Genomic DNA, 18,420 nt, shown 5'->3' on the forward strand with positions numbered 1-18,420 from the left:
CCGATGCTGCCGGCCTCCTTCACCCACCGCGGCACGGCCACGCGCCTGGTCCTTCGCGAAGGCGCGATCGACGGCCTGCGCGCGGAGCTCGCAGAACTCGGCATCGCGCGGCCCCTGGTGCTGGGCGGTGCGCGCATGCAGCGCTCCACGCTGTTCGCCCGTGTCATCGCCGCGCTGGAGGGCCTGCCGCATGTTCTGGCCGAGCCGGTACCCGCGCACTCCAGCGTGGGTCTGGTGGAGGGGCTGGCCGCACAATCGATCGCCAATGGCGTGGATGGCTTCATCGCCGTCGGCGGCGGAAGCGCTTCCGACACCGCCAAGGCGGTCGCCTTGCTGATGGCCGAAGGAGGCCGGCTCGCCAACCATGCGGTGCGCTTCACGCCGCCCGCTTCGCTGGTCGTGCCGCGCCTCTTGGCGCCCAAGCTGCCGATCGTCGCGATCCCGCAGACGGCCTCGGGCGCAGAGGTGACCGTCTCGCTCGGCGTGCGCGACGAGGACGGCGCCAAGCTCCTGTTCACGGACACGCAGCTCGCCGCCCGGCTGGTGCTGATCGATCCGCGTGCCAACCTCGAAATGCCCGCAGCGCTGATGTGCACCACCGGCATGAACGGCCTTGCCCACTGCATCGAGGGCCTTTATTCGAAGGAACGCTCGCCGTTGGCCGAAACCCTTGCACTCGACGCGATGGCGCGTTTCGCGCAGGCCTTGCCGGCCGTCCATCGCGCACCCGGAGACGCCGGCGCCCGCGCGGCCCTGCTGTATGCCGCACACCTGTCCGGGCTGGTGCTGGTGAATGCCCGCACCTGCCTGCATCACGCGATCTGCCATGCCATCGGCGCGGTGACCGGCGCCGGCCACGGCGATGCCAATGCGGTGATGCTGCCGCACGCCGTCGCCTTCAATGCCGACGCCGCGGCCGAGCCGCTGGCGCGCGCTGCAGCGGCGCTGGGCGGCGGGGCATCCGCCGGCGCGCTGGTGCGCGCGCTGCACGAGCTGCAGTCCGCCATCGGCGTCCCGGCCCGGCTGCGCGATATCGGCGTGCCGCCAAAGGACCTCGACCGCATCGCCGCCAAGACGATGCGGGAGCGCGGCCTCTACTACAACCCCCGCCCGGTCGCCGGGGAGCGCGAGATCCGCGCGCTGCTCGACGCCGCGTACTGAGCCGGCCAGCCACCGACCTGTCCCACCCACACAAGGAGTTCCACCCATGACCATGCGCATCGTTCCCAGCGAAGCCACGCTCGGCGCCCGCGTCGAAGGTCTCGACCTTTCCCGCCCGCTCTCGGCCGAGGTCTTCGAGCAGCTGCTGCAGGCGCTCGGCCACCACGGCGTGCTCAGCTATCCGAAGCAGGAACTGAGCGCGGCGCAACTGCGCGACTTCTCGGCAAACTTCGGCCGGCTCGAAGTCAACGTCGCCGGTGCCTACCAGGAGCCCGGCATGCCCGAGGTCATGGTGCTCTCCAACATCGTTGAAAACGGCAAGCCGATCGGCATGTCCGACGCCGGGCAGGACTGGCACACCGACATGTCATACAACAGCATGATCGCGTTCACCAACGTGCTCTACGGCATCAGGATTCCACATCGGGACGGTCGACCCCTGGGCAACACCGAGTTCTGCAACATGCACGCGGCCTACGAAGGCTTGCCCGACGAATGGAAGAAGCGGCTCGACGGCATGACGGTGCTGCACGACTTCGACAAGTTCTGGGAAATGATGCGGCGCGAGCGCGGCAGCACCCGCCCTCCGCTCACCCCCGCCCAACGCGCGGCCCGCCCGCCGGTGTCGCACCCGCTCTTCCTGCGCCACCCTATCACCGGCCGCCGCGTGCTGTATGCGAATCCGGGCTATGCAGTGCGCATCAACGAGCTGGACCCGAAGGACAGCGACGAAGCGCTCGAGTTCCTCTTCGCACACCAGACGCGGCCCGAGTTCCGCTATGCGCATCGGTGGGCGACGGGCGACGTGCTCATGTGGGACAACATGGGCACCATCCACAACGCGATCCCCGACTACCGGCCCGACGAGCCGCGCCTCATCAAGCGCTGCCAGGTCATGGCAACGCGCTTCTTCCACGACGACGGCACGCCGCGCGAAGTGGCCCGCACGGAGCTCGAATCAGCATGACCCTCGGGGTGGCCGCCTGCTATTCGATCGCCGACCTGCGCGAGCTGGCGCGGCGCCGGCTGCCGCGCGCGGTGTTCGATTTCTACGATGGCGGCGCCGAGGACGAGCGAACCCTCGCCGGCAACGCCCGAGCCTTCGGTCGATTGAACCTGGCACCGCGCGTGCTCGTCGATGTCGCCGCGGCCTCGTCCACCTGCACCCTGCTGGGCGCTCCCGCGGGCATGCCGGCCGCCATCGCCCCGACCGGCGCGGCCGGCTTCGGCTGCCGCGGCGCCGATCTCGCGCTCGCGCGCGCGGCCGCCAGGATGGGCATGCCCTACACCTTGTCGAGCAGCGCCACCACGGCCATCGAAACCATCGCCGACAAGGCGCCCGGCCGGCTGTGGTTCCAGGCCTATGTGCTGCGCAACCGGGACTTCTTCTGGCAGCTGATCGAACGCGCCCGCCGGGCCGAGTACGAGGCCCTGGTCATCACCGTCGACCTGCCGGTCGGGGGCAAGCGCGAGCGCGATTTCCACAACCACTTCTCCATCCCGTTCCGCTTCACGCCGCGCAACGTGCTCGACTTCGCCTCGCGCCCGCGCTGGGCGGCCGACATGCTGCTGCGCGGCATGCCGGTCATGGAGAACCTGCGCGGCCTCGAAGCCACCGCCACCCACGCGAGCGCCATCGCCTCGTCTGTCGGCCGCAGCTACGACCCTTCCTTCGACTGGGCGCGCCTGGCAGAGGTGCGCGACCGCTGGCCCCGCAAGCTGATCGTCAAGGGCGTGAGCCGCGGCGACGATGCCCGGCGCCTCGCCACGATGGGTGTGGACGCGATCGTCGTGTCCAACCACGGCGGCCGGCAGCTCGATGGCGCCGTGCCCAGCCTGCTGGCGCTTCCCGAAGTGCTGCAGGGCACGGGCGGGCGCGTGCCGGTGCTGGTGGACGGCGGCATCCGGCGCGGCAGCGACATCGCGAAGGCGATCGCCCTCGGCGCGCAAGGCGTGCTGCTCGGCCGCGCAACCCTGTTCGGCGCGGTGGCTGCCGGCGATGCCGGCGCGCAGCGCGCCCTCGACATCCTGCACGACGAACTGATGCGCACGATGCGCCTGTGCGGCGCGCCGACCGTGGCGCAGCTCTCGGCCGACCTCCTGCGGCCTGCCGAACCTGACGCCTCATGGCCTGCCGTGGCGGCAGCGCCGCCGCCGGCCCGCCATGTTGCGCACCGCGCCCATCGAACACCCGACCTCGTGAACCCGTGAACCCGTGAACCCGTGAACCGCAAAGGAAAGACCATGAAGAGACATGCCACCCGCCGACTCGTGCTGATCACCGCTGCCCTGTGGGGCGCCGCCGGCCTCTCCACGCCCGCCCTCGCCCAGGGCGACTATCCGAACAAGCCGATCAAGGTCGTGGTCGGCTACAGCGCCGGTGGGCCCACCGACGTGCTGGCACGCGTGCTCGGGCAGGACATCGGCGCCGAACTCGGCCAACCTGTCGTGATCGAGAACAAGCCGGGTGTCAACGGCAACATCGCGACCGAGTTCGTGCGGCAGGCGGCGCCCGACGGCTATACGCTGATCGTCAACACGATCTCGCACAACGTCAATCCGCTGCTGCAGCCCGATCGCATCAAGTACGACCCGGTCAAGGACTTCACGCCCGTCAGCATGGTCGCGGTGCTGCCGCAGCTCATCGTCGTGGCGGGCGATTCGCCGTACAAGACGCTCGGCGACCTGGTGAAGAAGGCGCAGAGCGCGCCCAGCGCGGTCACCTATGGCACGGCCGGCGTGGGCGGCTCCGCGCACCTGGCGGCTGCGTTGCTGGAGCAGCGCAGCAACACCAAGATGAACCACATCCCGTTCAAGGGCAATGCGCCGGCGCTGACCGAGGTGATCGCAGGTCGCGTGGACTTCATGTTCTATCCGATGGTCGGCGTGTCCGAGTTCGTCACCAGCGGCAAGGTCCGCATCCTGGCGGCGACGACAGCCAAGCGCCACCCCGACTACCCGCAGGTGCCCACCACCGCCGAGCTCGGCTTCCCGGGCTTCGAGGACTACGCGCAGCCTATCGGCTTCATCGCGCCCGCGGGCCTGCCCGCTCCGATCGCCGCCAAGCTGGACGCCGCCATCGCCGCGACCTTGAACAAGCCCGCGATGCAGGCGAGGTTCAGGTCGCTGGGCGCCGAACTGAAGCATCTCGGCCCCGCCGAATACCGGGAGTGGCTGGGGCAGGACCGCGCGCGCTGGGCGCAACTGATCCGCAGCGCCAACATCAAGGCCGAATAGAACGGGAGCGACGGATGAGGTGGGTCAATTTCTCTGTCCCCGGCGCCGCCAGCGCCTATGGGATCCTCGAGTCCGACGACTGCATCCGTGCAGTCTGCGGAAGTCCCTTCGGCGCCCACGAGCCGACCGGTGCGGTCCACGCGCTGGCCGATGTGAAGCTCGAAGTGCCGCTGATCCCGAGGACCTTCTATGCGGCCGGGCTCAACTATGTGAAGCACATCCGCGAGTACGCCGAGCAGACGGGCGAACGAATCGCGGAGCCCAGGCAGGCCGACATCGGCTACCGCGCGGTGAACGCACTCGTGGCGCATGACGAGGCGGTCGTCATTCCGCCGGACGCCCAGCAGGTCGAGTACGAAGGCGAGCTGGTCGTGGTCATCGGCAAGCAGGCCAGGCACCTGAGCGAAGACGATGCCCTGTCGTGCGTGCTGGGCTACACCATCGGCAACGACGTGAGCGAGCGGCTGTGGCAGGCATCGGACCGCACCTTCTGGCGCTCCAAGAACACAGATACCTTCAAGCCGATGGGGCCGTGGATCGAGACCGCGTTCGACCTGGACGCGGCCGAGACCACCGTGCGGCTCAACGGGGAGGTACGGACCCATTTCCGGACCGCCGACATGCTGTTCGGCATCCGCACCTTCATCAGCCGCATGACGCGCTACCTTACGCTCTACCCGGGCGACGTGATCTGGATGGGCACCGACGGCAAGTCGCCCCGGCTGAAGGCCGGCGACGTGGTCGAGGTCGAGATCAGCGGCCTGGGCTGCCTGCGCAACCGGTTCGTGGCAGCGCAGGACCTGCCTCGTTAGCTCGACGGGTCTGGCGCCCCGGCAGGCCCCGCGGAACTCGCGGCACAGCGGGAGCGCGCTGCAGCTTACTCGCGCGTGCGCACGACGACGTTGCCGACACGATCGCCGGTCTCCACCGCCTGGTGAGCGGCCACGATATCGGACAACGGGAATACTGCGCCGACGGCGTGCACGAGACTGCCCGCCTCCAGCAACGCACCGAGTTCCGCGATTGCGGCTTGGCGCTCCTGCGGCAGCAGGTCGTAGACCAGGAAGAAGCGCAGTTCCAGCGAGCTCCACAGGAGCGTCCGGATGTCGACGGGCACCTCGCCGCGCTGATTGGACCCGTAGCCGACATAGCGCCCGTGCGGCTTCAGCACGCCTTCCGGCAACAGGCGCGCCATGCTCGAGAAGTCCAGGTCAATGATGACATCGGCCCCGGACCCTGCCGTGAGTTCCTTGACGCGCTCGGCCAAAGCCTCCCGCTTGTAGTCGATCACGTGCGCCGCCCCGGCAGCGAGGGCATGGTCACGCCGTGCCGGAGAACCCGCCGTCCCCAGCACGCGCGCCCCGCGCGCGCGGGCGAGTTGCGTCACGTAGTGCCCTACCGCGCTGCCTGCTCCGGTCACCAGCACGCAACGGCCTTGCAGATCGCCTGCGCAATGCACGGCGTGCAGCGCCGTCAGGGCGGGAATGCCCAGGCATGCCGCTGCGTCGAACCCAAGATCCGACGGCAACGGCACGGCTTGCCCCTGCGGCACGGCGATGTACTCCGCGGCCGTCCCCATCGGGCGCTTCCACTGCCCGTTCCAGATCCAGACGCGCTCGCCGACGCGCTCTGCCGGCACCCCGGCGCCAACGTCGACGACGATGCCGGCACCGTCGCTGTGCGGAACGACGATCCCGGATTCAACGGGCCGGCCAGCCCGCGACTTCACGTCCGACGGGTTGACTCCTGAGGTATGGAGCTCGACGAGCACTTCCCCGGACTGCGGGGCCGGCATGGGGAGTTCGCCGACCACCAGGACCTCGTGGGCCGGACCGTTTTGCGAGTACCAGGCAGCTTTCATGCGACCCATTCTGCCGGTCACGGCGGGCCATTGCGTTCACGAATTCGAAATCGCGCCTTTCTTGAGCCGGACCGCAGCCGAAGGCGAAGCCCCCCAGTGAGCGCTAGGCGAGCCGGCTGTACGCGACGATCTCCGGCACCGCCGCGAGCAGCGGGCTCGCCGCGGCGAGCGCGGCGCCGACATGCAGCGTCTTCATGTGCGCCTCGGCGTCGGCCTTTTCCTTCCATTGCTCCACGGTCTGGAACACGTGGGGCGCCTCCGTCTGCTGGAAAAGCTCGTAGGCCATGCACCCGGGGTGCTGCCGCGACTTGACCACGAGGTCGAGGAGGAGGCCTTTCGCGAGTTCCGCGACCTCCGGTTTGACGGTGATGCGTGCGAGGACGTAGTGCATGGCGGCTCCACCCAAAGTTGTTCTGGTGCGCATCTTGACGTGAAGGATGACTGAGCCGCAAGACGGCATCGCGCGCGCCGCCATCGCTCACCTGTGGTTCGAGACCATCCAGAGACTGTAGAGCCGCGTCGGTGCACCAAGGTCCTGCGCGAAAGCCATGTCGGCGATGGAGCGGCCGATTCGCCCGTTGCCATCCTCGAAGGGGTTCAGGGCAAGGCAGGGCTGTGCGCTACTACCTTTCCGTGCCGGGATGGCACGCCGGGCTAGGCATCCCCGGGCGGGGCATCCTCGCCCCGCTGCGCCCCCTTCTTGCCGCGGCCCCGCGCCTCCTTCCTGGCCTGCCGCTGCGCATCCAGCAGCTGACCCGCGGCCAGCCACTGCACGAACTCCTCGGGCGTCTCCAGCGTGATGCGCCCCAGGCTGCCGCCGCGGAACTCGTTCATCACGATCTCGGCCGCCTTCTGGCGGTTGACGCGGCCCTTGCCCAGCAGGGCGCCGCGCTGGCGGCCGATGGCCTCGAGCAGTTCGTCGTCGCCGAGGCCGGCGACCGCCTCCAGCCTGAAGCGCGCCTCGAGCAGCCCGACGTAGTGCCGCTTGAGGTAGCCCAGCAGCTCCAGCGCCACCAGTTCCTCGTCGAAGGCATTGCGGCCGATCGCGCCGCTGGCTGCGAGGTTGTAGCCGCTCTGCGCCACGATGATGCGCGGCCACAGCATGCCGGGCGTGTCCCAGAGGTAGAAGCCGTCGGCCAGCACGATGCGCTGCTCCAGCTTGGTGACGCCGGCCTCGTCGCCGGTCTTCGCCTTGCGGGTGCCGACGAGCGTGTTGATCAGCGTGGACTTTCCCACGTTGGGGATGCCGCAGATGAGCACTCGCATCGGCTTGGCCATGCTGCCGCGCTGCGGCGCCAGCTCGCGGCAGGCGTCGACGAGCCGGCGCGCCGGCGCCGCCTGGCTGGCATCGAGGCCGATGGCGCGCGTCGCCGGCTGCGCGTTGTAGTGGGCCAGCCACAGCGCGGTGCGCTCGGGGTCGGCCAGGTCCTGCTTGTTGAGCACCTTGAGCCCCGGCTTGTGGCCGGTCAGCTCGGCCAGCATCGGGTTGGCGCTGGAACCGGGCAGGCGCGCATCGAGCAGCTCGATGACCACGTCGATCTCGGCGATGCGCTCGGCAATGGCCTTCCGGGTCAGGTGCATGTGGCCGGGGAACCACTGGATGGCCATCGGGGATTTCTTTCTTGCTCGGGATCGGGAGGCGGCGATTGTCGCCGGTGCCCGGATGGCTTGCTGGGGTACCCCCGCCTTCGGAGCGGCCGTGCGGCTCAGGCGCGCAGCGCGTCGCGGTAGCGCCGGCTGCAGGGGATGCGGGTGCCGTCCTGCATCAGCAGGCGCGCATCGCCGCCTTCCAGCGGCTCGATCTCGGCCACCCGGTCGAGGTTGGCGGCGTAGCTGCGGTGCACGCGCGCATAGCGCGCCGGGTCGAGCTGGGCCAGGAAGTCGGTCAGGGTCGCGCGCAGCAGGTAGTCGTGCCCTTTGACCCGCAGGCCGACGTAATTGCCCTGCGCCTGCAGCCAGTCGATGTCGCCGGCCGCGATCAGGAACTCGCGCCGCAGCTTGCGCACCAGGAAGCGCTCCGGCCTCGCCAGCACCTGCTCCGGAACCGGCGGCGCGGGCTCGGCAGCATCCTCGGGGGCATCGAGCACGCGCGCCTCGCCCTGCAGGCGCAGCATGAAGAGCCGGTAGCCGAGGATCGCAAGCAGGAACAGCGCGTAGGTGCGCACGTCCTTCAGGTACTCGTAGAGCCATTTTTCCGGTCCATCGCCGAAGTCGTACTGGCTGCCGGCCAGCGCGTAGACGGCATGGCGCAGGCCCACCATGGCTGCGACGTGAACCACGCTGAAGACCACGCTGGCGAACAGGTGCCAGGGCAGGCTGCGGGCCAGGGTGGCCAAGCTCAGGGGAAAGCGACGCTCGAAGGCGACCACCGCCGGCACCAGCGCGAGCAGCACCAGATGGCTGGACAGCTCCCAGGTCACCGGCTGCCACATCGGCACCGCGCGCCCCAGCTTGTCGGCATCGATCACCGCGACCACCGTGTTGAAGGCGGCCTGCAGCCCCATCACCACCACCCAGAAGGCGATCTCCACGCGCCGGCGATAAGGCTGGTAGCGCTCGAACAGGTTCTTCTGGGTCTCGCGGGAGGCTGCAGGCATGCGGCATTCTCGTGAATCCGGGCCTGGATTTTCGTCCCTGGTGGCCACCGTTCGTCCCAGCGTTCCGGTGGATCGTCACTCAGGCCGCCGTCGCAGCACGCGCCGCGCCCACCATGGCCGCCTTCGCACCGCCAGGAGCCACCCCATGACCCCCGACTCGCCCCGCCGCCACGACATCGACGCGCTGCGCGCCCTGGCCTTCGGCCTGCTGATCCTCTACCACGTGGGCATGTACTACGTGGCCGCCTGGCCGTGGCACCTCAAGAGCCTGCATGCGGCAGCGTGGCTGCAGGCGCCGATGCAGGTGGTCAACATCTGGCGCATGGACCTGGTGTTCCTGGTCTCGGGTGCGGCGCTAAGCTTCCTGTTCCGCGGCCGGGACCCGCTGGCCCTGATCCGTCAGCGCGCGCTGCGCCTCCTGCTGCCGCTGGTCTTCGGAATGACAGTGGTGGTGCCCTACCAGGCCTATGCCGAGGCACTGGCCCGCGGCCTGGTCGCGCCCGGCTTCGCCGACTTCATGCTGCGCTACCTGACGATGGGCCCGTGGCCGAAGGGCGCGTTCGCGGGCTCCGATTTCGGCATGACCTGGAACCACCTGTGGTACCTGCCCTACCTCTTCGTCTACACCAGCGCGGTGGCGCTGCTGCAGCCGCTGCTGGATTCGGCCGCCGGGCAGCGGCTGCGCGCTGCCTTCACCGGACTGCGCCGCTGGCGCCTGCTGGTGCTGCCCGCACTGCCGCTGCTGCTCTACGGGCTGGCGCTGGCGCCGCACTTCCCGGCCACCCACGACCTGATCCACGACGGTTACCTCCACCCGCTCTATTTCACGGTCTTCCTGTATGGCTACTGGATGGGCATCGATGCCGGAATGTGGCGCGAACTGGAACGCCTGCGCGGCTGGGCACTGGCGCTGGCGGTGGGCCTCGCGACCGCGTACCTGGCGCTGCGCGCGGCCGGCGCCGAGGCCTGGCTGCTGCGCGGACTGCGGGCCTTCTACCTGTGGACGGCGATCGCCGCCATCCTGGGCTTCGCCCGCCGTCACCTGGACCGCCCCTGGCCCTGGCTGCACTGGGCCAACGAGTCGGTCTACCCGTGGTACGTGCTGCACCAGACCTTGATCGTCGCCGGCGCCGTGCTGCTCGCGCCCTGGCGGCTGGGGCCGGTGCTCGAGCCGCTGCTGCTGGTCGCTTTCACCATCGGGGGCTGCTGGCTCCTCACCGATGGGCTGATCCGCCGCATCAACTGGCTGCGTCCCCTGTTCGGGAAAAGTCGATGGGCTGGCTGTAGGTCGGATCGCGGTGCAAGTCCCAGTAGACGGCAAGCAGGCGCTGGGTGAGCGGCCCCGGCCGGCCCGTGCCGAGCACCTGGTCGTCCACGCGCGTCACCGGCAGCACGCCACCGCCGGAGCTCGTGAGAAAGGCCTCGTCGGCGCCGCGCAGTTCGTCTGCCGGCAGGGCGCGCAGTTCGACCGGCAGGCCCAGCGCGCGGGCGATCTCGATGACGGTGCGGCGCGAGATGCCTTCGAGCACGCCTTCCTTCGGCGTGACGAGCGCGCCGTCCTTCGCGCAGAAGATGTTGAAGCCGGGCCCTTCGACCACGTTGCCTTCCGCATCGCTCAGCACCACGGTGTCGGCGCCGGCGTCGAGCGCGCCGAGCAGGCCCATGGTGAGGTCGTTCCAGTGGTAGTTCTTGGCCGTCGGGTCGACCGAGCCCGCGGGAATGCGCTGCACTGCGCTCACCTTCAGGTGCAAGCCGTGCTCGCGCTGCGCCTCGTTGGCGATCCAGACGAAGGGCACCGCGAAGGCATGGAAGCGGTTCACCGCCTGGCGCGGGTCGCGCGAGCCCCAGGGCGGCTGGCCCCGCGTGACGATCATCTCCACGTAGGCATTGCGCAGGCCGCTTCGCCGGACGTACATGGACGCCCCCATGCCAGGTTCTCAATTCGCGCGGCTCGAAGGTAAAGATTGCACCCGTACATTCGGACTTTGATTGCAGCTTTTGGCTGCGGTCCCTGATGGGATGAGCTGGTTGACGCCTCGATCGCATACACGCACTCTGGGTGCCTCGTCCGGCGCGGGCTTTGCCAACCACGGTCTGACCTGTCTTGCCATCACTTCATGATCGCCTGAGCAATCGGTGGTTTGTTCTCCCTGCTACGTTGTGGTCGTTTGCTATCTGCCCTAGGCCAGGGACTCTGAGCGCACGTAGTCGGCGTCGAAGTGCCGGTCATGCGCCAGTAGAGCCCAGACGATTCGAGCGTTCTTGTTCGCCAACGCCACCGCCGCCACGTTCTTGTTGCGTCGGTTCACGACGGCGCTGATCCAACTGCATGCATCGGCGTTCTGGCTCACTCGATAGATGACCGAGCGCGCGCCGTGTATCAGCAGCGTTCGCAGGTACGTATCGCCGCGCTTGCTCATGCCCAGCAGGTTGGCTTTGCCACCCGAAGAATGCTGTCTTGGAACCAAGCCGAGCCATGCTGCAACTTGGCGGCCACTGTCGAAGTTCTTCGCGTTACCGATCGAAGCGACCAGCGCACTGGCAGTGATGGGACCGATGCCCGGGACTTGGGCGAGCTTCCGACTGACCTCGTTGCCGCGATGCCAAGCCTGGATCTTCGCCTCGAGTTCCTCGACCTGGCGATCCAGTTCCTTGAGATGGTCGAGCAAGCGTTGAACAAGCAGCCGAAACGCACCGGGTAGCTCGTTGGCGCCGTCTTCGATCAACTCGGGAACGCGCGTGGCAATGTAGCCGATGCCTTGCGGAATGATGATGCCGAATTCGCCGAGCAGCCCGCGAATTTGATTCGCCTGAGCTGTTCGTGCTCTCACGAAGCCCTGACGCACACGATGCAATGCGAGGACCGCTTGCTGCTCGACATTCTTCACCGGTACGAAGCGCATGTTCGGCCGGGCCACCGCTTCGCATATCGCCTCGGCGTCGGCTGCATCGTTCTTGTTGGTCTTGACGTATGGCTTGACGAACTGCGGTGCCATCAGTCGCACGGTGTGGCCCATGCCTTGAAGTTTGCGCGCCCAGTGGTGCGCACCGCCGCATGCTTCCATACCGACAAGGCACTGCGGAAGGTTGACGAAGAACGCTGCCATCTGGTCGCGCCGCAACTGCTTCTTAAGCACGACCTGGCCGCGCTCGTCGATGCCGTGGACCTGAAACACGTTCTTTGCCAAGTCGATGCCAACAGTCGTAATCTTCATGGTGGACGCCCCTCTCGGTTCAAGTGGTTGGTGACACTTCCACTTTGGCACGTTGATGCCGTTACGGGTGGGGGCGTCCATCCCATTGCATTCGGACAGCACCTCCGTGATCTGAGCCGGCGAGAGGCCCGGGTCGAGGCGGAAGCGCTCGCAGCTGCGCATGAAGCGCTCCAGGTGCGCATCGAGCCGGAAGAAGGCGCCCTCCCATACCGTGACCACGTCGTAGGTGGCGTCGGAGCGCAGGAAGCCCCAGTCGGTGATGGGAATCGCGGCCTCGGCGATCGGGACATAGGCGCCGCGCACGAAGGCGACTCCGTCGGCAAGCGGATGGGGGGCGGCAGACACGGGTCGGGGCTCCTGGAGTTCAAGCGTGCGCACTCTAGGGCAAGCGCGCCCCGGATTCAACGCCTGCGTCGGCGCAACCGATCAATTCCGGTGACTGAGCTTCTCGCAGTAGTCGAGCAGCAGCTCGATTTCGGCCGACTTGTCGAAGAAGGCATCCGCGCCCAGCGCTTTCGAGCGGGCCCGCATGTCCGGCGTGGCGTAGTTGCTCAGCACCACGACTTTCTGGTGAGCACCCCGGCGGCGAACGGCATCGACCACGCCGAGCCCGTTGCCCTGCTCGAGGAACAGGTCGACGATGGCCATGTCCCAGCCGTCGCGATGCCGGGCCAGCCAGTCGACTGCCTCGCGCTCGCCGGCCGCATGGGCCACGACCGTGGCGTCCGCGATGTCCTCCAGGAAGCCTACGAGGTTTTCCCGGATCACGGGGTTGTCTTCAACCAGGTAGGTTTTGAAAGTCATGGCGGCTGCACGAAACGAAAGGGGGTTGTCGGAATAGGGACGGGATCTGTTCTGCTTGATGTCATGATGGATCGCGACAGCGCCAGCTCGGTGGGTCATCGGGGTCAACGCGGGTAGGCAATGGCCTACCCGGTTAATACGGAAGTTTCTTGCGAACATGGCAACCACACGTTTCGTCGACATCCACGCGTTGTCGACCCTGGTAGGGGCGGTAGGCGCCCGGCGATTCCTGGAGACACTGGCCCAGACCCTGCGCGAGGACTTCCTGCGCTGGCCCGAGTTCGAGAAATCGGCACGCCTGGCCAGCCATTCGCCGCTGGGCGTGATCGAGCTGATGCCGGTGTCCGACGCCCGGCACTATGCCTTCAAGTACGTCAACGGCCACCCTGCCAATACGGCCCGGGGCCTGCCCACGGTGATGGCCTTCGGCCTGCTGGCCGAGGTGGAAACCGGCTTTCCGCTGCTGCTTGCCGAGCTCACGCTCACCACCGCGCTGCGCACCGCTGCCGTGTCGGCGCTGGCGGCGCAGGCGGTGGCCCGGCAGGGTGCGCGCAGCATGGCGCTGATCGGCAACGGCGCCCAGGCCGAGTTCCAGGCCCTGGCCTTCCATGCGCTGCTGGGGGTGGACGAGCTGCGGGTCTACGACCTCGACCCGGCCGCGACCGACAAGCTGGTGCGCAACCTGGCGGCATATCCGGCCCTGCGCGTGCAGCGCGCGGCCAGCATTGAAGAGGCGGTGCGCGGCGCGCACATCGTGAGCACGCTGACGGCGCGCAAGGCGCGTGCGACCCTGCTCACGCCCGGAATGATCGAGCCGGGCATGCACATCAACGCGGTGGGGGGCGACTGCCCCGGCAAGACCGAGCTGCACGCGGACGTGTTGAATGCCGCGCGCGTGTTCGTCGAATACGCGCCGCAGACGCGCATCGAAGGCGAGATCCAGCAGTTGCCGGCCGGCTTCCCGGTGGTCGAGCTGTGGCGGGTGCTCGCGGGCACCGAGCCTGGCCGTCAGGACGAGGCCCAGGTCACGGTCTTCGACTCCGTGGGCTTCGCGCTGGAGGACTACTCCGCGCTGCGCCTGGTCCACCGCCTCGCGCTGGAGCACAACGTGGGACAGGACATCGCCCTGGCGCCGCCGGACGGCGATCCCAAGGACCTGTTCCGCCTCATAGCGCCGCCGGCTGCGTGACCATCTGCGGCGAGTCGATCCAGTGCTTCTTGAAGCCCAGGCGCGCCGGCGAGACGTACTGCTCGCGGTAGATCTCGAAGGGCATGGTGTCGGCGGCCTCGATCTGCTTCTGCGCCTCGATGGAGTCCTGCGTCTCGCGCTCGAAGCGCGCCTGCTGCTCGGCGCTGAAAGGCAGCGCCAGCAGCGCGGCGCGCGTTTCTTCGGATCGGGTGCGCACGAAATCGATGAATGAATTGCCGTGCGAACGCGCCATCGCCTCGAGCACGCGCGCCGAAGGCAGCAGGGCCGGGTCGGCCAGCGCCCGCTCGGCCGCGCGCACCGCCTCGGCATGGTGGCTGCCGCCATGGACAGCGTCCAGCGCGGCGGCGATCGGGCCGCAGGCCTCCAGCAGCTCGGCACCCCATTCGGTCAGCCCCACATCGCGCCCCCCGCGCAGCAGCTTCAGCCCGGGCTCGCGTCCGCGCGCGGCCGTGAGGTGCTGGTTGTGGGCCAGCTCGGCGATCTCCTCGCGGGTGTCGGGCGGGCTGTCGGCCAGCAGGCAGTGCAGCAGGAAGACATCCAGGAAGCGCATGGTGGCGGCGTTGATGCCGAGGGTCTCGAAGGGATCGAGGTCCATCAGCCGCACCTCGACGTACTCGACGCCGCGCTCGCGCAGCGCATGCAGCGGCCGCTCGCCGGGAAAGATCACGCGCTTGGGCCGGATCGTGCCGTAGAACTCGTTCTCGATCTGCAGCAGGCTGGTGGCGAGCTGGTTGTACTCGCCGCCCAGGTTCTGGATGCCGATCGCCTCGTAGGCCGGCCAGGGCCGTGTCAGCGCGTCCTGCAGCGAGGCGGCATAGCCGTCGAGGCTGTTGTAGCTCACGGCCAGCGAAGCCTGGGCCTCGCTCTGGTAGCCGAGTCGCCCCATGCGCAGCGAGGTGCCGTGCGGCATGTGCATGGCGCCCTCGCCGAGCGGCTTCAGTTCGTGCGCGCGCCCGGCCACGAAGCTCGAGCACAGGGCCGGCGAGGCACCGAACAGGTACAGCAGCAGGAAGGCATGGCGGCGGAAGTTGCGGATCAGCGCGAAGTACTCCGCGCTCGAGACTTCCGGCATCGACCAGTTGTAGTGGATGCCCGAGATGGTCTGCATGCGCCGCCCGTATCGGTGGCTCAGGCCCATGCGATAGACGCTCTTGGCGCGGCCCACGTTCGAGGAGCCGTAGCGCCCGATCGGAATGGTCTCGTCGGGCGGCAGGCCGCAGGGCATGCTCGACACCCACAGCCGTTCGTCGCCGGCCTCGGCCAGCGCGCGATAAGTGAACTGGTGGACTTCAGCGAGCTCGGCCAGGCAGGCTTCGACATCGGCATGCACGCCGGTGATGAGCTCCAGCTGCGACTCGCTGAAGTCGGTGGTGATATGGGGGTGGGTCAGGGCCGATCCGAGGGCGGCGGGATGCGGCGTCGCCGCCAGCTTGCCGTCGGGCTGCGCGCGCAGGCTCTCCTTCTCGATCCCTCGGCGGACTCCCTTCAGGCGCGCGGGTGCGAGCGCTCCCAGGCGCTCCTGTAGTTTGCTCATGTCGTTGTGCCCGGTGAATCTTTGTGGGGCGGAAGGTAGCACGGCCACGGACAGCCTGCTGACACCCGTATTTACAGCGCCGCCGGCGTTTCTGCTATAGCGCCAAACCCCGACGTCAGGGCGTGCCCAGGACCCGCAGCAAGAAGCGGTTGAGGTCGGCGATCTCCTCCATGCACACCGAGTGCTCCATCGGGTATTCGTGCCATTCGACCGCATGCCCCAGCGCCGCCAGCGCATCGCGCGATGCCCGGGCGCGCTCGATCTGCACCACGCCGTCGCGCGTGCCGTGGCCGAGGAAGATCGGGACGTCATGGTTGGCGGCATGGCGCTCCGTGGCGGTGGTCGCGGCCAGCGGCAGGTAGCCCGAGAGCCCGACAATGCCGGCCAGCCGCTCGGCATGGCGCAGCCCGGTCAGCAGCGCCATCGCGCAGCCCTGGGAGAAGCCGGCGACCACGATGCGCCGGGCCGGGATGCCGCGCTGCTTCTCGTTGGCGATCAGCGCCTCGATCGCGGCCTGCGAGCGGCGCAGGCCGGCCTCGTCCTCGCGCTTGACCAGGTCGGGTGCGGCGATGTCGTACCAGGCCGGCATGCGGTAGCCGCCGTTGATGGTGACCGGAATCACTGGCGCGTTGGGGAAAACGAAGCGTACCGCGCCGACCGCCGACAGGTCGAGTTCGCCGGCGATGGGCACGAAGTCGTTGCCATCGGCGCCCAGGCCATGCATCAGGAGCACGGTGGCCGTGGGGTTGGGACCGGTTTCGATTTCGATGGGAGCGAGGGACATGGCTGGGAGAAGTTGGCTGGATCACGGGAGTGTGCCGCATCGGGCCTCAGGCGGTCTCGCGGTTATAAACCACGCTGTTCCATGTCTTTCACGAACACGGGCAGATGCCTGGCGTTCCGGCGCGACGACGCCATCACCACAACAAGAGGAGCCTGATGACCCCGCAACACTCGCCCATGAGCCGCCCGGCCGCTCCGAAGGCGAATAGCACCGCAGCCGAAGGCGTAGGTACTCCGGTCAGCCGCCCCGCCGCTCCGAAGGCGAATAGCACCGCAGGCGAAGGCGAACGTACACGACTGAGCCGGCGCAAGACCATCGTCGCCACCACCATCGGCAACGGGCTCGAGTTCTTCGACTTCACCATCTATGGCTTCCTGGCCCTGGTGATCGGCAAGCTCTTCTTCCCCACTTTCGACAGCTACGGCCAGCTGCTGCTGACGGTGGGCAGCTTCGGCGTCGGCTTCATCATGCGGCCGCTGGGCGGCATCGTGATCGGCGCCTACGCGGACCGCGCGGGGCGCAAGAAGGCCATGACGCTCACCATCTTCCTGATGGCGCTGGGCTGCGCCATGATTGCCTTCGCCCCCACCTACGCGCAGATCGGCGTCGCGGCGCCGATCCTGATCGTGCTGGCGCGGCTGATCCAGGGCTTCTCCGCAGGCGGCGAGGTCGGCGCCTCCACCACCCTGCTCGTCGAGCATGCGACGCCGGCCAACCGCGGCTACATGGCGAGCTGGCAGTTCGCCAGCCAGGGCCTGGGCATTTTGCTAGGCGCGGCGGTGGCCGGTGGCCTGACCGCGGCGCTCGGGCCGCAGGGCATGGAAGCCTGGGGCTGGCGCGTGCCCTTCATCATCGGGATGCTGATCGCGCCGGTCGGCATGTACATCCGCCGTCATCTCGATGAGTCGCTGGAGACCGCGGGAACGCCGGCCGCCACCGGGCAGCGCAGCAGCATCGCCGAGGTCTGCAGCGAACACGGCCGCACGGTGCTGGCCGCCATCCTCAGCGTGCTCGGAGGCACTGCCGCGGCCTATGTGGTGACTTTCTACATGCCGACCTATGCGGTGCGCGAACTGGGCCTGCCGGCCACGGTGGCGCTGTTCGCCGCGGCGCTCATGGGCCTCCTGTCCTTCGTGCTGTCGCCGCTGGTCGGCGCGGTTTCCGACCGAGTCGGGCGCAAGCCGCTGATCGTGTGGGGCCGCGTCGCGATGGCGCTGCTGATCTACCCCGCCTTCTGGTGGCTCAACGCCTCGCCCACGCCCGCCGTGCTGTTCATCGTGGTGGGCCTGCTGAGCATCGCGCTGGTGGTGCAGACCGCGCCCGCCATCACGATGCTGCCCGAGATGTTCCCCAAGCATGTGCGCGCCAGCGGGATGTCGCTCGTCTACAGCGTGGGCGTGGCGCTGTTCGGGGGCTTCTCGCCCTTGGTCAGCGCATGGCTGGTGGGCGCCAGCGGCAACAAGCTGGCACCGGCCTGGTACCTTCTGGGCATGACGCTGGTGTCGCTGCTGGGCCTTCTGTGGCTCAAGGACTTCACCGGCCGCGACATCGACGACGCAGCGGCCCACCGGCCCGATGCCGAACCTTCTTCAAGGCCTGCCCGCGCATAGCACCGGCGCCACGCAGATGCTCAGGGCCGCGACGCGAGTTCGCGGCACTTGCGCAGGTTGGCGTCGAAGCGCGAAGCCAGCGCGGGCTCGCAGGCATCGGCGGTGGTCATGATGCGGCACATGCCGACCACCAGGAAATCCGACACTGCCTCGGTGCACATCGGGTAGCGGCTCAAGGCCGGATTGCCCTGCGACTTGAAGCCCCAGTTGCTGGAGAACTCCAGCATGCGGCCCATCGCCTCCTCGAAGTAGTCCCGGTCCCGCTCCGCGATGGCCGCCTCCATCGCCGGCAGCTCGCTGCCGAGAAAGTTCACGGCGGCGGCCGGGAAGTGATCGGCGGACAGCGGCGGGTTCTGGGCGCCGGCCGTGGCGGCGGCGAGCCACAGGGCGGCGAGAAGGCAATGGCG

18 protein-coding genes are annotated in these 18,420 nt (G+C 68.5%); 8 read left to right on the forward strand and 10 right to left on the reverse strand.

What is annotated here, in order from left to right; genetic code table 11:
* Positions 1 to 3 precede the first annotated feature (3 nt).
* From APY03_RS31340 to APY03_RS31360, 5 genes are read left to right on the forward strand one after another with little or no spacing between them, the layout of a single operon-like run.
* The gene (locus APY03_RS31340; protein WP_162487189.1) at positions 4 to 1,161 is read left to right on the forward strand and encodes an iron-containing alcohol dehydrogenase family protein; all 1,158 of its coding nucleotides are present in this window, start codon (positions 4 to 6) and stop codon (positions 1,159 to 1,161) included.
* Positions 1,162 to 1,207: 46 nt separating this feature from the next.
* On the forward strand, positions 1,208 to 2,128 hold the full coding sequence (locus APY03_RS31345; protein WP_232081293.1) for a TauD/TfdA dioxygenase family protein: 921 nt from the start codon (positions 1,208 to 1,210) through the stop codon (positions 2,126 to 2,128).
* Complete coding sequence (locus APY03_RS31350) at positions 2,125 to 3,372, forward strand: alpha-hydroxy acid oxidase (RefSeq protein ID WP_068683305.1); 1,248 nt, start codon at positions 2,125 to 2,127, stop codon at positions 3,370 to 3,372. Before APY03_RS31345 ends, APY03_RS31350 begins: the two co-directional genes overlap by 4 nt.
* A gap of 33 nt (positions 3,373 to 3,405) precedes the next feature.
* Positions 3,406 to 4,398: a Bug family tripartite tricarboxylate transporter substrate binding protein gene (locus APY03_RS31355; protein ID WP_068683307.1), complete on the forward strand. Its 993-nt coding sequence runs from the start codon at positions 3,406 to 3,408 to the stop codon at positions 4,396 to 4,398.
* 14 nt (positions 4,399 to 4,412) lie between these two features.
* Entirely contained in the window at positions 4,413 to 5,210 is a 798-nt protein-coding gene (locus APY03_RS31360; RefSeq protein ID WP_068683309.1) for a fumarylacetoacetate hydrolase family protein, read from the forward strand.
* Between the two features lie 65 nt (positions 5,211 to 5,275).
* Here APY03_RS31360 and APY03_RS31365 read toward each other — a convergent pair whose 3' ends face one another.
* From APY03_RS31365 to APY03_RS31380, 4 genes are all read right to left on the reverse strand, one after another.
* Entirely contained in the window at positions 5,276 to 6,259 is a 984-nt protein-coding gene (locus APY03_RS31365) for an NADPH:quinone reductase (protein WP_068683311.1), read from the reverse strand.
* Positions 6,260 to 6,362: 103 nt separating this feature from the next.
* Positions 6,363 to 6,650 carry a putative quinol monooxygenase gene (locus APY03_RS31370; RefSeq protein WP_068683313.1) on the reverse strand — a complete coding sequence of 96 codons (288 nt, stop codon included), beginning with the start codon at positions 6,648 to 6,650 and terminating at the stop codon, positions 6,363 to 6,365.
* 263 nt (positions 6,651 to 6,913) lie between these two features.
* A complete protein-coding gene (ylqF, locus tag APY03_RS31375; protein ID WP_068683315.1) occupies positions 6,914 to 7,867 on the reverse strand; it encodes a ribosome biogenesis GTPase YlqF in 954 nt (317 codons plus the stop codon).
* A 98-nt stretch (positions 7,868 to 7,965) separates the two neighbouring features.
* Positions 7,966 to 8,856 carry a LytTR family DNA-binding domain-containing protein gene (locus APY03_RS31380; protein WP_068683317.1) on the reverse strand — a complete coding sequence of 297 codons (891 nt, stop codon included), beginning with the start codon at positions 8,854 to 8,856 and terminating at the stop codon, positions 7,966 to 7,968.
* A 145-nt stretch (positions 8,857 to 9,001) separates the two neighbouring features.
* Here APY03_RS31380 and APY03_RS31385 point away from each other — a divergent pair, with 145 nt between their 5' ends.
* Complete coding sequence (locus tag APY03_RS31385) at positions 9,002 to 10,192, forward strand: acyltransferase family protein (RefSeq protein ID WP_068683319.1); 1,191 nt, start codon at positions 9,002 to 9,004, stop codon at positions 10,190 to 10,192.
* On the opposite strand, the gene APY03_RS31390 is transcribed toward APY03_RS31385, so the two are convergent.
* From APY03_RS31390 to APY03_RS31400, 3 genes are all read right to left on the reverse strand, one after another.
* Positions 10,095 to 10,772 carry an aminotransferase class IV gene (locus APY03_RS31390; RefSeq protein WP_232081292.1) on the reverse strand — a complete coding sequence of 226 codons (678 nt, stop codon included), beginning with the start codon at positions 10,770 to 10,772 and terminating at the stop codon, positions 10,095 to 10,097. The two genes, APY03_RS31385 and APY03_RS31390, sit on opposite strands and share 98 nt — an antisense overlap.
* Positions 10,773 to 11,036: 264 nt before the next feature.
* On the reverse strand, positions 11,037 to 12,071 hold the full coding sequence (locus APY03_RS31395; protein ID WP_068683417.1) for an IS110 family transposase: 1,035 nt from the start codon (positions 12,069 to 12,071) through the stop codon (positions 11,037 to 11,039).
* Positions 12,072 to 12,497: 426 nt separating this feature from the next.
* On the reverse strand, positions 12,498 to 12,875 hold the full coding sequence (locus APY03_RS31400) for a response regulator (RefSeq protein WP_068683321.1): 378 nt from the start codon (positions 12,873 to 12,875) through the stop codon (positions 12,498 to 12,500).
* Between the two features lie 157 nt (positions 12,876 to 13,032).
* Between APY03_RS31400 and APY03_RS31405 the strand changes: the two genes are divergently transcribed.
* Positions 13,033 to 14,064 (forward strand): ornithine cyclodeaminase, encoded by a 1,032-nt coding sequence (locus APY03_RS31405; RefSeq protein ID WP_068683323.1) that lies wholly within the window; start codon positions 13,033 to 13,035, stop codon positions 14,062 to 14,064.
* Here the strand turns inward: APY03_RS31405 and gshA are convergent.
* Positions 14,042 to 15,619, reverse strand: a complete 1,578-nt coding sequence (gshA, locus tag APY03_RS31410) for a glutamate--cysteine ligase (RefSeq protein WP_068683325.1) — start codon at positions 15,617 to 15,619, stop codon at positions 14,042 to 14,044. The genes APY03_RS31405 and gshA overlap by 23 nt on opposite strands.
* A 115-nt stretch (positions 15,620 to 15,734) precedes the next feature.
* Entirely contained in the window at positions 15,735 to 16,403 is a 669-nt protein-coding gene (locus APY03_RS31415) for an alpha/beta hydrolase (RefSeq protein WP_068683327.1), read from the reverse strand.
* 155 nt (positions 16,404 to 16,558) lie between these two features.
* Between APY03_RS31415 and APY03_RS31420 the strand changes: the two genes are divergently transcribed.
* Positions 16,559 to 18,013 carry an MFS transporter gene (locus APY03_RS31420; RefSeq protein ID WP_232081291.1) on the forward strand — a complete coding sequence of 485 codons (1,455 nt, stop codon included), beginning with the start codon at positions 16,559 to 16,561 and terminating at the stop codon, positions 18,011 to 18,013.
* Between the two features lie 20 nt (positions 18,014 to 18,033).
* Here the strand turns inward: APY03_RS31420 and APY03_RS31425 are convergent.
* A partial coding sequence (locus APY03_RS31425) for a hypothetical protein (protein WP_068683329.1) occupies positions 18,034 to 18,420 on the reverse strand: 387 nt, incomplete at its 5' end.

The sequence above is a fragment of the Variovorax sp. WDL1 genome (assembly GCF_001541225.1).
In the GTDB taxonomy this organism is placed as follows: domain Bacteria; phylum Pseudomonadota; class Gammaproteobacteria; order Burkholderiales; family Burkholderiaceae_C; genus Variovorax.

Coding starts and splice junctions, on each gene's coding strand:
- APY03_RS31340 (WP_162487189.1), top strand. CDS start 4: ATGCTGCCGGCCTCCTTCACCCACCGCGGCACGGCCACGCGCCTGGTC.
- APY03_RS31345 (WP_232081293.1), top strand. CDS start 1,208: ATGACCATGCGCATCGTTCCCAGCGAAGCCACGCTCGGCGCCCGCGTC.
- APY03_RS31350 (WP_068683305.1), top strand. CDS start 2,125: ATGACCCTCGGGGTGGCCGCCTGCTATTCGATCGCCGACCTGCGCGAG.
- APY03_RS31355 (WP_068683307.1), top strand. CDS start 3,406: ATGAAGAGACATGCCACCCGCCGACTCGTGCTGATCACCGCTGCCCTG.
- APY03_RS31360 (WP_068683309.1), top strand. CDS start 4,413: ATGAGGTGGGTCAATTTCTCTGTCCCCGGCGCCGCCAGCGCCTATGGG.
- APY03_RS31365 (WP_068683311.1), bottom strand. CDS start 6,259: ATGAAAGCTGCCTGGTACTCGCAAAACGGTCCGGCCCACGAGGTCCTG.
- APY03_RS31370 (WP_068683313.1), bottom strand. CDS start 6,650: ATGCACTACGTCCTCGCACGCATCACCGTCAAACCGGAGGTCGCGGAA.
- ylqF (WP_068683315.1), bottom strand. CDS start 7,867: ATGGCCATCCAGTGGTTCCCCGGCCACATGCACCTGACCCGGAAGGCC.
- APY03_RS31380 (WP_068683317.1), bottom strand. CDS start 8,856: ATGCCTGCAGCCTCCCGCGAGACCCAGAAGAACCTGTTCGAGCGCTAC.
- APY03_RS31385 (WP_068683319.1), top strand. CDS start 9,002: ATGACCCCCGACTCGCCCCGCCGCCACGACATCGACGCGCTGCGCGCC.
- APY03_RS31390 (WP_232081292.1), bottom strand. CDS start 10,772: ATGTACGTCCGGCGAAGCGGCCTGCGCAATGCCTACGTGGAGATGATC.
- APY03_RS31395 (WP_068683417.1), bottom strand. CDS start 12,071: ATGAAGATTACGACTGTTGGCATCGACTTGGCAAAGAACGTGTTTCAG.
- APY03_RS31400 (WP_068683321.1), bottom strand. CDS start 12,875: ATGACTTTCAAAACCTACCTGGTTGAAGACAACCCCGTGATCCGGGAA.
- APY03_RS31405 (WP_068683323.1), top strand. CDS start 13,033: ATGGCAACCACACGTTTCGTCGACATCCACGCGTTGTCGACCCTGGTA.
- gshA (WP_068683325.1), bottom strand. CDS start 15,619: ATGAGCAAACTACAGGAGCGCCTGGGAGCGCTCGCACCCGCGCGCCTG.
- APY03_RS31415 (WP_068683327.1), bottom strand. CDS start 16,403: ATGTCCCTCGCTCCCATCGAAATCGAAACCGGTCCCAACCCCACGGCC.
- APY03_RS31420 (WP_232081291.1), top strand. CDS start 16,559: ATGACCCCGCAACACTCGCCCATGAGCCGCCCGGCCGCTCCGAAGGCG.